Annotated in this window: 14 protein-coding genes; all 14 read left to right on the top strand. The window is 55.6% G+C overall.

The window, feature by feature from the left end:
* The first annotated feature begins 24 nt into the window (after positions 1-24).
* A complete protein-coding gene (locus BMY36_RS20460; RefSeq protein WP_050519948.1) occupies positions 25-1,380 on the top strand; it encodes a phage tail protein in 1,356 nt (451 codons plus the stop codon).
* A gap of 9 nt (positions 1,381-1,389) precedes the next feature.
* Positions 1,390-1,857, top strand: a complete 468-nt coding sequence (locus BMY36_RS11260) for a hypothetical protein (RefSeq protein WP_050519947.1) — start codon at positions 1,390-1,392, stop codon at positions 1,855-1,857.
* 287 nt (positions 1,858-2,144) lie between these two features.
* Complete coding sequence (locus BMY36_RS11255; protein ID WP_050519946.1) at positions 2,145-2,402, top strand: hypothetical protein; 258 nt, start codon at positions 2,145-2,147, stop codon at positions 2,400-2,402.
* 9 nt (positions 2,403-2,411) lie between these two features.
* Positions 2,412-2,762: a DNA packaging protein gene (locus BMY36_RS11250; protein WP_050519945.1), complete on the top strand. Its 351-nt coding sequence runs from the start codon at positions 2,412-2,414 to the stop codon at positions 2,760-2,762.
* Positions 2,755-4,548 carry a phage terminase large subunit gene (terL, locus tag BMY36_RS11245; protein ID WP_050519944.1) on the top strand — a complete coding sequence of 598 codons (1,794 nt, stop codon included), beginning with the start codon at positions 2,755-2,757 and terminating at the stop codon, positions 4,546-4,548. The genes BMY36_RS11250 and terL overlap by 8 nt, the downstream gene beginning before the upstream one ends.
* Positions 4,549-4,557: 9 nt before the next feature.
* A complete protein-coding gene (locus BMY36_RS11240) occupies positions 4,558-4,953 on the top strand; it encodes an ATP synthase subunit epsilon domain-containing protein (protein ID WP_050519943.1) in 396 nt (131 codons plus the stop codon).
* The gene (locus BMY36_RS11235) at positions 4,950-5,669 is read left to right on the top strand and encodes a glycoside hydrolase family 19 protein (RefSeq protein WP_074818726.1); all 720 of its coding nucleotides are present in this window, start codon (positions 4,950-4,952) and stop codon (positions 5,667-5,669) included. Before BMY36_RS11240 ends, BMY36_RS11235 begins: the two co-directional genes overlap by 4 nt.
* A 1-nt stretch (position 5,670) precedes the next feature.
* Positions 5,671-5,847 (top strand): hypothetical protein, encoded by a 177-nt coding sequence (locus BMY36_RS19925; RefSeq protein ID WP_156215192.1) that lies wholly within the window; start codon positions 5,671-5,673, stop codon positions 5,845-5,847.
* Positions 5,844-6,080 (top strand): hypothetical protein, encoded by a 237-nt coding sequence (locus BMY36_RS19920; RefSeq protein WP_050519941.1) that lies wholly within the window; start codon positions 5,844-5,846, stop codon positions 6,078-6,080. The genes BMY36_RS19925 and BMY36_RS19920 overlap by 4 nt, the downstream gene beginning before the upstream one ends.
* 2,007 nt (positions 6,081-8,087) lie before the next feature.
* The gene (locus tag BMY36_RS11225; RefSeq protein WP_139194016.1) at positions 8,088-8,651 is read left to right on the top strand and encodes a hypothetical protein; all 564 of its coding nucleotides are present in this window, start codon (positions 8,088-8,090) and stop codon (positions 8,649-8,651) included.
* 171 nt (positions 8,652-8,822) lie between these two features.
* Entirely contained in the window at positions 8,823-9,011 is a 189-nt protein-coding gene (locus tag BMY36_RS11220; RefSeq protein WP_050519939.1) for a hypothetical protein, read from the top strand.
* A 365-nt stretch (positions 9,012-9,376) separates the two neighbouring features.
* On the top strand, positions 9,377-9,778 hold the full coding sequence (locus BMY36_RS11210) for a hypothetical protein (protein WP_050519937.1): 402 nt from the start codon (positions 9,377-9,379) through the stop codon (positions 9,776-9,778).
* A 265-nt stretch (positions 9,779-10,043) separates the two neighbouring features.
* Entirely contained in the window at positions 10,044-10,904 is an 861-nt protein-coding gene (locus BMY36_RS11205) for a hypothetical protein (protein ID WP_050519936.1), read from the top strand.
* Between the two features lie 131 nt (positions 10,905-11,035).
* The gene (locus BMY36_RS11200) at positions 11,036-12,268 is read left to right on the top strand and encodes a DNA polymerase III subunit beta (RefSeq protein WP_050519935.1); all 1,233 of its coding nucleotides are present in this window, start codon (positions 11,036-11,038) and stop codon (positions 12,266-12,268) included.
* The last annotated feature ends 111 nt before the right edge of the window (positions 12,269-12,379 follow it).

Here is a 12,379-nt window from a genome sequence, read left to right as displayed (position 1 = left end):
ATAGATCATATCTAGGAGACAGCTATGGGCCTTTCTCGGCTTGAATACCCGTACACGGGAGGCCCCCGCACGTTCGCCGTGAACTTTGCTTTGGGCTATCTAAATAAAGAGGACGTGCAAGTGTACGTTCAAGGTGAACTTGATGCACTGGGCGACCAGATTTTCCGGGCGTTTACTTGGAACGGCGATGCAGAGGTACAGGTTACAGACGCCATCGCAGTTGATACTGTGGTTGTTGTAGTTCGCACCGTCGCGCGCGATCAGCTTGTGCTGGATGTTAGCGGTACTGCTTCTTTTACACGCGCTACGCTGGTGCGTGGATTTAAGCAGGTTATGATGACCGTGCATGAGTTTCTGGACGGGCGCGTTGCTGCGTTTGATGGTATCTCCACGATACAAGACTTTCTTATCACGGTGCAGACGCAGGTGGCACGCTCAGTTGTGCAGGCGGACCTTGCAGTAGCAAAGGCAGCAGAGGCTCTGGCTTCTCAACTCGCTAGTGCAGTATCCGCTGCGGCTGCGCTTGTATCGCAGACATCCGCAACAGCATCCGCAAGCACTGCTACGACTAAAGCAGGCGAGGCGTCTACGAGCGCAAGTTCTGCGTCGTCGTCCGCAGGCACAGCCACTTCCAAGGCCGCAGAGGCTACAGGGGCGGCAGGTGTAGCCGGAACTCAGGCGGGTATAGCCAGTACCAAAGCAGGGGAAGCACTTGCTTCACAAACCGCAGCGGGTGTCTCCGCAGTGGTCGCTGTAGACAAGGCAGCAGCGGCATTAATATCGCAGAACGCGGCGGCGGCCTCCGCAGTAACAGCATCAACGGGGGCCAACACCGCGACCACAAAAGCATCAGAAGCGTTGGTGTCCCGTAATGAGGCTGAGGCGTTTGCAGCGGTGGTTGACCCTGCTTCTTACGCCACGGCGGCGCAGGGGGCTTTGGCGGCGGCTGTCTCTGAAATGATGGTAGGCCAAATCGCTTTCTATGCCATGAACACTGCCCCTCCCGGAACGCTCAAGGCGAACGGCGCGGCGGTTTCTAGGGCTACCTACGCGCGCCTGTTTGCTAGAATTGGGATAGTGCATGGCGCAGGCAATGGGTCCACCACGTTTAACCTGCCCGACCGCCGTGGTGAGTTTATCCGGGGCTGGGACGATGGTCGGGGTGTTGATCCGGGCCGGGTGTTTGGTTCGGCGCAGGCAGGGGGGCTACAGGCGCACACACACACTTACGTCAACGCGATCAACGGTTCATATAACGGTGCAAATGCTGACGTTAGTGGTGGTTCAAATGGTTCAAATACAAACCGTGTCACTGGCTCAACAGGTGGTGGTGAAACTCGCCCCCGCAACGTAGCTGATCTAGCCGTAATCTTCTTTTGAGGTGAACCCATGAAAACAGTGATCCAACTTGACGACAAAGGCTTTTTCACAGGCTTCACCACGGCGGACGAAAGCCCGCTTGAGCCGGGGGTGTATCACATGCCCGGTGGCGCGGTGGATGCGCCTAACCCGCCTGAATTGAGCCAAGGTGAACAGGCAAAATGGGACGGTAAGGCGTGGGCGGTTGTGCCGCCTGAACCAGAACCAGAGCCGGAGCCAGTACCAGAACCGACCATTGCGGAACGGCGCGAGGCGATGGTTGCCAGCCCCGCGCAAATCCGCGTCACACTCTGGCAGCTTGGCCTGATTAAAACGGTGCAGGCCATTGCCGACGCTGACCCCAAAGCGGCAATCGTTTGGGAATATGCAACAGAAATCCGGCGCACAAACGCGCTGATTGACGCGCTTGGCAGCGATGGTTTCACGCCTGAACAGATTGACGATATTTTTGTCTATGCGATGCAGGTCAGCGTATGAATGGCGTTGGACCTCAGTGGTTCCCCGCCTCTTTGCGGCAGGTGTTGACGCGGCTATCCGCTATGTTCTTCAATACCGCAAGCTGGGACAGGCATGACGAAGGCTACCAAGCTGGTTCACCATCCCGATCTAAGTGCGACCACCTGTTCCTAGCAGCAATGCTTGCTGATGGATCACAGGCAGGGCCAGTCTGGCGGATGCTTGGATGCAGCCTGCTTGCATGGACGTTCTGGCTATCCGCCCGCGCGATGGGCTGGACCACCTACAACTACAGCTAAAAGGACACAATGACTGATAACCCGACGGACAGCAGCGCATACCTGCTAGGGCAGATTGACGCCAAGGTGTCGCACCTTCTAACGGCACACTCTGTCCAGAAGGCAGACATGGAAAAAGCCCATGACGGTATCCATGACAGGCTCAACGCCCACGGAGAACGTCTAACCCATATCGAACGCACTGCTTGGAAAACAGCAGGCATTATATCCCTTATCCCCATCGGCTTGACGCTGGTGGGACTACTCTTTGCGTATCTGAAACTATAGGAGAAGACAATGGCAAAAGGTGCCGCGACGGAACAGCGGCTCGGCATCCTTCATGCCAAGGTCGCTGATGTATTCAGCAAGGTGCTACAACGGTACGAAGACAGGCTGGACGCGCTAGACGCTATCCCCAGCATGGCGGACGTATCAGAGGAAGTGCTTACTGAGTTGATGACAGATGCAGCTATGCCCAACCCGGCAATGCTTGCAGCAATCACGAAGTTCCTCAAGGACAACACCATCAGCTTCGACAGCGAACAGCTTGCAGAGTTGTCTAGCCAAGAACGGCGCTTGCAAGAGCGCAAGGCCAACCGCCCTGCTATGGCGACACTGACCAAGCTGGCAGTAGTCAGCAATGGGTGATCTCAGGGAGTTCGCAGAGGGCGAACGCTGGCAGGACGTAGACAGGCTTCGGGAAGAATACCCGGAGTTTCGTCCGTTCCTGTACGATGTCATCACAGGGCTACTCGGCTTCAACTGCACACCGTTGCAGTTGGACATCGCACTGTACCTAGAGTTCGGTCCGACGTACCGCATGATCCAAGCGCAGCGTGGGCAGGCAAAGACAACCATTACAGCCTGCTACGCAGTCTGGCGCATTATCCATGATCCAACCACGCGGGTACTTATTGTATCTTCGGGCAGCGACATGGCGACAGAGATTAGCAACTGGATCATTCAGATCATCATGGGCATGGATGAACTCGAATGTCTCCGGCCCGACCGTAGCGCAGGCGACCGGGCCTCTGTTAAAGCCTTTGACGTTCACAACGAGTTAAAGGGGCCAGAGAAGTCGCCCAGTATTGCCTGTATCGGGATCACCTCGAACATGCAGGGCAAGCGCGCAGACGTGCTCATTGCGGATGACGTAGAGAGCGCAAAGAACAGTGCCACTGAGGTACAGCGTTCGCGCCTACGGCACCTCACGCGCGACTTTACATCCATCTGTTCAACAGGTGACATCATCTACCTCGGCACACCGCAGAGCGTGGACAGCATTTACAACGGCCTACCCGGTCGTGGCTTTGCTATTCGCATCTGGCCGGGGCGGTATCCGACCGACAAAGAGATCAAGAACTACGGTCCGCACCTTGCACCAACCATTCAGGAAGCCCTTGCCGACGATCCGCGCCTAGCGCACGGCGGTGGGCCAATGGGCGACCGGGGCAAGCCTACCGACCCGCAGTTGCTCAATGAAGAAATCCTTTCCGTCAAAGAGATCGACCAAGGCGCGGCGTACTTCCAGTTGCAGCACATGCTGGACACCCGGCTGTCCGACGCACAGCGGTTCCCTCTTAAAGCAGAGAAGATCATCTTCATGCACGTCGCGGACAAGTCCGCCCCACTTGAGATCAACTTTCAACCCGGCCCCGGCTCAGTGGTTTCAACCCCAATGGGTTTCCCCGTGGCAGATACCTACTACCGGGCAGACAGCTTCGGTGCATCCTTCGGAGCGTTCCAAGGCTGCTACATGTATGTTGACCCCGCAGGCGGTGGACAGAACGGCGATGAAACAGCATACGCCGTAACGAAGTTCAGCGCAGGGCGTATCTTCCTTGTAGCGGCTGGCGGTGTACCCGGTGGCCTAGACGCAGGGCCAATCAAACAGCTTACCGCGATAGCGGAACGCTGGAAGCCCTTTGAGATCGGGATTGAGAAGAACTACGGCAACGGCGCACTTAGCAGTGTGTGGACGCCTACCTTGCTCAAGGCGCACAAGTGCCACATCGAAGACATCTGGGAAACCGGGCAGAAGGAGTTGCGCATCATTGACGTGCTAGAGCCAGTAATCGGTTCAGGCAGGCTGGTGGTGGACATCGGCCTACTCTCCGACGATTGGGAACAATGCCAGAAGTACCCGGTGGAGCATCGCTCAAGCTACTCCCTATTCCATCAGATCAGCCGCATTACCCGTGAACGCGGGGCGCTGTTCCATGATGACAGGCTCGACGCAGTTGCAGGCGCTTGCCGCAAGTGGGTGGATCACCTCAGACAAGACGAGTTCAAGGCTCAGGCCAAGGCAGCAACAGCCGCTTACGCCAACCTTATGAAGAACCCCCTCGGTAACGGGAGGGCCATGCAAGGGTGGAACACAATGTCCCGCACCTCAGCACAACCCAACGCACTCTCGCGCATGATGCGCAGATAGGATAGACCGATGGCCGATCAGCCAACCACTGTCACCGATAAAGCTGCTGTAGCAGAAGTATCTGGTAAGTTCACCAACCCGCTCGACATCAAGTTCCCCTTTGACGACACAGGCTTCACCTCCATGCTGCGCAAAGAAGGCGCACGCGCTGTGGGCCGGATCGGCGGCGATGCCGTGCGCCTGCAAGTCTTCCTGAATACCCTCCGGGTTCTCGGTGAGCACGCAAAGGTCAAGATCGCTGCACAGGTGGCCCAGAAGGCCAAAGACCTTGAGCGTATGGAGGCTGAGAACGCCAAGGAAGCCGAACGCCACCAAGCGGCCCAGCGGGTTGAGATCGCCCGCCTACAGGCCACAGTGGCGGCTGCTGAGGCACGCCTGCTCGTCATCGACGTTCCGGCTAAGTGACCCCGGAGTTCTTTTCGGTTGCACGCCGTTCGCTTTTTAGCGGGCGGCTGTCGCAGCTACAGGTCGATGGTCTAACCCAGATCGTCACCTATGGAGTTCAGAACAAGTACAGCCTGCCCGACTTGGCATATGTGCTTGCTACAGTACACCACGAAACCGGGCGGCGTATGCAGCCGCTACGCGAAGGCTTCACCTCCACCAATCAAGGCGCTATCCGGGCTGTCACTGCTTTGTACAACAAGGGCGGTATCAGCACGAACTACGCCCTGCCCAACAACCGGGGCAAGAGTTACTACGGGCGTGGGCTGGTGCAGATCACATGGGAAGACAACTACCGCAAGTTTGAAAAGCTGCTGGGTATCCCACTGGTCGATCAACCCGACCTATCGCTAGAGTGGCCGCACGCGTTGGCTATCCTGTTCATCGGGATGCGCGATGGTATGTTCCGCAAAGGCTCCCTGCATGACGTTCCTGACGTTATGGCATCAGCGGAGTTTGAGGCATCCTACCGGGGCATGATTAACGGCGACGTTCGCAAGTACGGCGGCACTATTGCTGACTACGCCGCGCTGTACTTCGTTGCGCTGCAATCTGTTTATGCAATGCAGGCTGTAGCACCCGCTGCACCTGTAGCCGACGCGCCTACCGCCGCCTGTACCCGTGAGGGCTGGATCGACTTCATCCTATCACTTATCACACACTTCAAAAGGGACTAACATGTTCGCACCATACGCACGCATTGCTATCCGCTACGGCGTAGGCATCTTTGCTGGTGTTGCTATTGGCAACGCAGCCGCCGCCGATCCTGATATTGTTATCGCAGTATCCGCTGTCATTGGTGTCATCACGGAGTACGCCTACGTTTACGCCAAGCGCAAGGGCTGGGCAACATGATGGCTTTAATCCCGGCGGAGGTCTGGGCGTTCCTAGCGTGGGCGCTGGGTGCTCTTGCCGTGGGTGGGGGCCTCTGGGTCATGGGACGCCGTGAAGGCACTCAGAACGCCCGGATTGACGCCTCTGAGCAGGTTTCCCAGGATTTAATCACAGCAAAGGAGGTGGACGATGAAATCCAGAGCAAAGATGATGCTGCTGTGCGGGATGCTCTTGCTAAGTGGATGCGTAAATAGCAACTGCTGGGATAAGCCCATTAGGCCGACCACAGGCGACATCCTATCCATTGACCTATCGCGGCAGATACTTACGCACAACGTCAAGGGCCAGCGCATCTGCGGATGGACACCCTAGCTTAATAAAGAATACCCCAGCGGAGCCTGAGAGCACGCTGGGGTATTCCTACGAACTGCCTTGTGGGGCGGTTGCGTGACCACTGCTATCTACAACATGACTAATCACAGGTCAAGCACTATATTACCCACCCGCCCCCTCCGTACCTTCATCTAGGTTATGTATCAACAGTAACTAAGGTTTAACAATTTCCGACACATTTTTACGAGCGGGTGTCTATACCTCTCCGCGACCACGTTTCCCCCATACCCCCCCCTCGCGCGCAGTATAGACCACGCGTGGACAATATCCGGGCGCATCATGCGTCTTATCCTTTGACAATAGCTAGGCCGCCGCGCTTTGCATCCTGTTAGACCAACGTGGCCTTGAACCCATTGGCATAATACCCAATGAAACAAGGCTATTCACGCTTACATCCTGATAAGTTAGCCCGATATGGTTAGCCAATGCCCAAACGCGGCGCATACAGCGTCAACTAGCCCGATGGGCGGTAGGACTAGGTTAAATCACGACTAGGGGCCGTGGTGGCGCTATTTGGGCGCATTTAGGGCGTTTTGGGGATATGTCAGGGCAATGCGTGCCCGTTGGTGTATCTATTGCCTTTGATTTGACCATATCCAGCCCTATCCCGGCTTTGATCTGGCCTATCCAATACCCTGCCCTTGCTTATCCCGTCGTCCTAAGACCATAGGCGGATATATTCAAATCTTTGTATCTGTTACATCCACCGTGACGAGTGGCAAGCCAAGCCCGGCTTATCCCGATGCTATCCGATACCATGCCCTATCCCTGCCCCGGTGCTATCCGGGCGCTATGCTATCCCCGCCATGCAAATCAGGCTTTGATACATCCCTAATCCGGTCTTTTTACTATGCTATGCCTAGCTTATACCTAGCTTTTACCTAGCTATAGCCTATCATTTATCCGGTTTATATCTATGCAAATCAATGCGTTAGGAGATAGTTTAGTATATCTGCAAATAATCGCTTGCAAGCTAGGAAAAGAACGGGCTATAACTAGATCACGGAAAGACAGAACGGCAGGCGAAAGCGGCAACCGGGAAAGACTTTCCAAGCTATACGGTAGAACGTGGGAACTATAGCCTAACGGCGCAAATACCCTCTGGATTAGTTGCTTACACCGTCCATAATAGGTTGCAACGTGAACGACCGGACGATAAACCGGGAAAGCTAGGGCAGGCGCAAGCGGCAACCTACTAGCAGGTATAGAATAATAGCGTAGCGGCTATAACGTGTGCTCTTTGTTGGCGTGGTGGTTGCGTGACAACTTCCCCACATTGCTAAATAGCTAGTGTAGCGGCTAGGGTGAAAGCCCGTAGCTACAACCGGGTAATATAGACTAGGTTTAAGCCCTAGCCCGCATAACAGTTGCGATTAGTACACTAGGGGAAGCCTGATGTGGAAAGCGGGCGAACCCAATGGGGGAGCCGGGGTGTTTACATCATGCCCAGCAACGGTAGACTAACTGACAGGGCCACCTAGTGGAGGTTGAAGGGATTGCTAACGCTTCCCAGATACTATGCGGGGTAACGACAGTCAGGAAAGTACCGGATATGACTGTAGCAACTAAGTTGCATTATACATGGGCCTGATAGGTCTATCTATAATTCAAGTAGGAGGATGACATGGAGTTTAGCATCAAGGCAAAGCGCAAGCTAGCGCCACCTAAGCGCAAGGTTTATGTGAGTGCCAAGTGCAAGCGTAGCGTTAAGGTGGCGGGTAGTGTGTCGATTGAAGCCCGGTTCGGCGCTACCCGGTATGCAGACAAACTATGTGAAGTAGGAATGAGATAGGCATTATACCTTGGTGGCAGAGTGTCTGCCCCTTGTGGTGCAATGTCGCACTGACTGAATGGAGCCTGAGAACACCATGACACAGATCAATTACAACGCCTTGTTGACCGATACCGCTATCATGGCGGCAATCACAGCGAACCACGCAGAGCACAACTCTGCCCAACTGAACACCCACCTTATCTTGGTCGCCATTGCGATCAAGTGGAAAGCTTGCGGCGATGTGCGGCCTGTTGTTGTCCAGATCAATGCCTTGTTGGAGGATATGCCCAAGGGTGTGCGCTCCAATGCAATCCGGGAATGGGCTGAAATGTGCTTGTTGTTGGCGGTGGCCGAGGAAGGCGACAATAAGGGCAAATTCTATGCCCCAAAGGGTGTGAAGGCTGATGCCTTGGATATGGAGGCAATCAAGAACAAGCGTTGGTTTGAGATGAAGCCGGAAGCCCCTTACAAGCCAATGAACTTTGCCGCTGACCTCACTAAGTTGTTGAAGCGCGGTGGGGACCGTCTGACTGCTGACAAGGGGGATGAGATCAACCCAGAATTGTTGTTGGCGATCAACCGGGCTGTGGATGCCTTTAATGTGGAAGCTGCTGCTAAGGCTTCCATTGGCCGCACCATGCCAGTTACCGCTGAGTAACATATAACTGACTGATCGGGCCGCTAACTGGTGGCCCGGTCTATCCTGATACAACACGGCACCGCCCTACCCATATTGGCTGAGTGCCTACCTTAGCGGATTACCGTGTTGTTTCAAGATAGACCGCTGCGTGAGCCTGAGAACAACCGCAGCCTTAACCTAAGGTGACTTATGAAATACTCTCTTTCGCTTGACTGTGCGATAACAGTTGTCGTGTGGGCTGTTATGGGCTTTTCGTTCTTTGGCCTGATGTGGGCCTGCATCATCGGGATGGTTTTCTCCATCAAGATTGCAAGTATCTGGGCGTGGTACAAGACGCCTGTTGCTGATCCGCGTGCTGTGTATGGGGAGCAATTCTGATGGCTTGGGACTTCTCAAATATCGACGCCGACGAGGTACTGTCGGTTGTAGAGGCCGACGAAAACCTTGGGTACTGCCTATCCTGCGGCGGGGATGCGCATGGCTGTGAACCGGACATGCGCAAGGGCCACTGTGAACACTGTGGCGACCTTGAGGTGTACGGCGCACAAGAACTCCTGCTGATGGGGGCTTGCGGCTGATGCGTACCATAGACATGACGCCCACGTGGACTGAGACTGCAAACATGCTTGTTGCTATCATGCAGAACGGTGACGCAGCGGGCAAAGTCTGGGCTTACAGTGAAGTTCGCAGGATGGGCGAGATCATTGACCGCCTAAACAAGTAACTCCCAAGGAGGACAACTGATGTTCATTATCACAATGGCAGGTGCTACCTGTGCCGCTGCGCTACTAACACTAGGCCGGGTTGTCGGCTTCAAGCGTATCATCAAGCACGCCACGCTTGTTGATGTAGTGTTCAGCATTGGGGTTGTGGCTGTAATGGGCGCTACCATGACCGGGGCGCTAACGGCTGTGATCGCGGGGCTATTCATGGCGATCACCCTGAGCATGGCTAAGTCTGTTGCCGCAGTGCTGGGGTTCCTCCCCGGCCTTGCTAAGAAGGCGCAGACTATGGCAGCAGAGCACTCTGCAAAAACATCCGCAGAGTGGGGCGATGTAACGCCCCGCAATGCCCCGCCTGTTCCTGATGTGCCTACTAGCCCGCCTAATGTGGGCACAGGGCGGCCTGTTCTAATCATGCTGTAAGGAGGCTATAATGTACTCTGTTATCTTGTTGGCTCTGGGCTTGTATCCCGCGAAAACTACTAGCGTGCCGTAGGAGTGTTGGCCTAGTTATCCTCCCGTGGTGTCCCTGCGTAATGGGCACCCAAACCGCCCTAACGGGCCATTGTCGTAGCGCCGTGTGACAGCCTGCTGGTCCTCATGCGGAAGCGTCACCTTAGCATGTGAAGAAACTGCTTAACACCGTGCGTGAGCCTGAGAACAACCGCACCCCATAAGGAATAATCATATGACGTACCGCGACATTCTTGGTGTGCAGGGGGATGCAACCTCTGTGGAGCACAACAGCAAGCGCATCACAAAGCAGACATGGGTATCTGCTACACGGCGCTGGAAAGATGGCGATGATACTGTGGCTCTGCGAGTTAAAGTGCGATTTGACGATAGCTGCAATAATGGTCATCCGACTTTTGCTATCACGGGGGATGGCTTTACCAATGGACGGCATGATTGGGGCGGCTGTTGCCATGATGAAATCGCAGAACACTTCCCTGAACTCACCCCACTTATCAAGTGGCACCTAACGTCATCGGACGGGCCGATGCACTACCCCGGCAACCCGGTGTATCGAGCAGGCAACCGTGACTACAACGGATCACTAAAGGGTGTACCTAACGCTTGGGCCTATGCCCTTACGTTCGGGGATAATCCGATCCTGCACAAGCTGAAATACAAGTTCATTGCTTGGCTGCAACAGATGGATAACTATGACTTTGAGGTTATCCAACACGACCATGTGAACACCAGCGGCACGGCCTATAAGTTTGGCCCTAAGTTCACGCTCGGCGCGTTCGGAGACAAGTGGCATGAGTGTCCATTCGATAGCGACCTAGACGCCAAGGCGTTCCTGTACGCACTACAGCATTGCCAGCCTACGTTCACGCAGTACGCTACTCGCTACGGTGAAGGCAAGGATCGGGAACTCGACCATGCGCGGTCTGCTGCTGTGTGGCCGGAAGCTACTGATGAAGAACTCAGTGTTTCCAAGGCTGACCTCACTGCTGCGCTAAAGGCGCGACACCCCGCGCTTGTTGCGGCGTTCCTAGCTGACATGAAGGCTATCGGCTTTGTGTGTGCGGTGCCTGAATGAGCGCCCTCGGTTTCCTAGAGTACCTCGGCGGGCAACTGCCGGGATTGATACTGTGTGTCGTGATAGCTGTTGCTACCACTGCGCTATACGCTGCTATGCAAAACAAACCCTAATTGGAGCCTGAGAACACCATGAATGATATGACCCCCATGAACACACAGTATATGTCGCTGTACGTTGAGCACGCTGACCTCACTGCTGGCGTAGCGTTCCTGATGCGGACGCTTGAGAAGCACAAGCACATCCCCATCCTCGCCAACATCCTGTTCCCCGGTGATGGCACCATGCAGGCAACCGATCTGGACCAGACCGCGACTTGGCGGCTGACAGGGCTGGGCGGCGGCTTTGTGCCTGAGCATCAGGCGTTCACAGTGACCGCTGACAGCCTGCAACGTGCCATCAAGGGCGCGAACAAGGGCTGTCTGGTGTCCTTCGCCATTGAAGCTGTAGATGACGAGCCAGCGGGCCGGGTTGTGGTGTCTGCGGACGGTATGGTTTCAAAGCTGCAAGCCCTGCCCGTCTGCGACTTCCCTGTGGACATGCCCTACATGAAGCCATCACCCACGGCGGTTGTCTTTCACATGACCGCAGCGCGTATGGCTGCGTGGCTTGGCTTCATTGCGCCGTGCATCAGCACTGAGGAAACCCGGTACTACCTCAACGGCGTCTTCCTGAACTCCCGCCGGGGCGTTCTGAGTGCAGTTGCCACGGACGGCCACAAGCTAGGGATCATGGACACAGACCACGCTTGGCCTGTTACCGAGGGACGCGGCCCGTGGAATAGCGATGGCATCATCTGGCCCAAGAAGGCGGTGAACACTGTGATCAGCGCACTTGGCAAGAAGGCGACAGGCTATGTGCAACTGACGATTGGCCCGATCTTTGTGAAGGTGGAGCACGAACAATGGTCGGTGGTGTCAAAACACATCGACGGGACGTTCCCCGACTACACCCGCGTCATTCCTTCGCTGGGCAAGGGCTTTGCCGGGGTGAATGTAGATGACGCACAGAAGGCGATCACCCGGCTGGTGGGCGTTCTTGGCAAGCAAGGCGGGGCAATCCATGTGGACACCCGTGAAAACACCGTCGGCGCAAAGAACGGCAACGAGCCTACCACGCTGGCGCTGACCTTCACTGATGTCGCAGAGCAGGTCAAGGACGCCGACGACTGCAACACTGTGCTTGACGGCTTCGGGGTGAACCCGGCCTATCTTAAGGACGCTCTTGCGGCGTTCTCTGATTGTGGTGTCGTTCACTTCACTTGGGACGAGGGATCACCCATCCGTTTTCAAGGTGTGTCCTGGGGATGGAACGCAGATTGCTACATTGAAGGTGTGCGTATTGTTATGCCGATGCGCTACTGATGAACCACATCATCGTGGCCCGGATCAAGACACTCTTGAACCGGGCGCGGTATGCCGGAGATACCCGCCAATGGGCCATCCGACGTACTGCTGTTCGTGCCATCCGCAGCT

The organism is Pseudorhodobacter antarcticus (assembly GCF_900110135.1).
GTDB lineage: Bacteria > Pseudomonadota > Alphaproteobacteria > Rhodobacterales > Rhodobacteraceae > Pseudorhodobacter > Pseudorhodobacter antarcticus.
Note: the sequence above shows the minus strand (reverse complement) of the source record. Positions and strands in the feature narration are given on the sequence as shown.

Coding starts and splice junctions, on each gene's coding strand:
- BMY36_RS19920 (WP_050519941.1), top strand. CDS start 5,844: ATGATGGCTTTAATCCCGGCGGAGGTCTGGGCGTTCCTAGCGTGGGCG.
- BMY36_RS11260 (WP_050519947.1), top strand. CDS start 1,390: ATGAAAACAGTGATCCAACTTGACGACAAAGGCTTTTTCACAGGCTTC.
- BMY36_RS11210 (WP_050519937.1), top strand. CDS start 9,377: ATGTTCATTATCACAATGGCAGGTGCTACCTGTGCCGCTGCGCTACTA.
- BMY36_RS11240 (WP_050519943.1), top strand. CDS start 4,558: ATGGCCGATCAGCCAACCACTGTCACCGATAAAGCTGCTGTAGCAGAA.
- BMY36_RS11200 (WP_050519935.1), top strand. CDS start 11,036: ATGAATGATATGACCCCCATGAACACACAGTATATGTCGCTGTACGTT.
- BMY36_RS11255 (WP_050519946.1), top strand. CDS start 2,145: ATGACTGATAACCCGACGGACAGCAGCGCATACCTGCTAGGGCAGATT.
- BMY36_RS20460 (WP_050519948.1), top strand. CDS start 25: ATGGGCCTTTCTCGGCTTGAATACCCGTACACGGGAGGCCCCCGCACG.
- BMY36_RS11250 (WP_050519945.1), top strand. CDS start 2,412: ATGGCAAAAGGTGCCGCGACGGAACAGCGGCTCGGCATCCTTCATGCC.
- BMY36_RS11225 (WP_139194016.1), top strand. CDS start 8,088: ATGACACAGATCAATTACAACGCCTTGTTGACCGATACCGCTATCATG.
- BMY36_RS11205 (WP_050519936.1), top strand. CDS start 10,044: ATGACGTACCGCGACATTCTTGGTGTGCAGGGGGATGCAACCTCTGTG.
- BMY36_RS11220 (WP_050519939.1), top strand. CDS start 8,823: ATGAAATACTCTCTTTCGCTTGACTGTGCGATAACAGTTGTCGTGTGG.
- terL (WP_050519944.1), top strand. CDS start 2,755: ATGGGTGATCTCAGGGAGTTCGCAGAGGGCGAACGCTGGCAGGACGTA.
- BMY36_RS19925 (WP_156215192.1), top strand. CDS start 5,671: ATGTTCGCACCATACGCACGCATTGCTATCCGCTACGGCGTAGGCATC.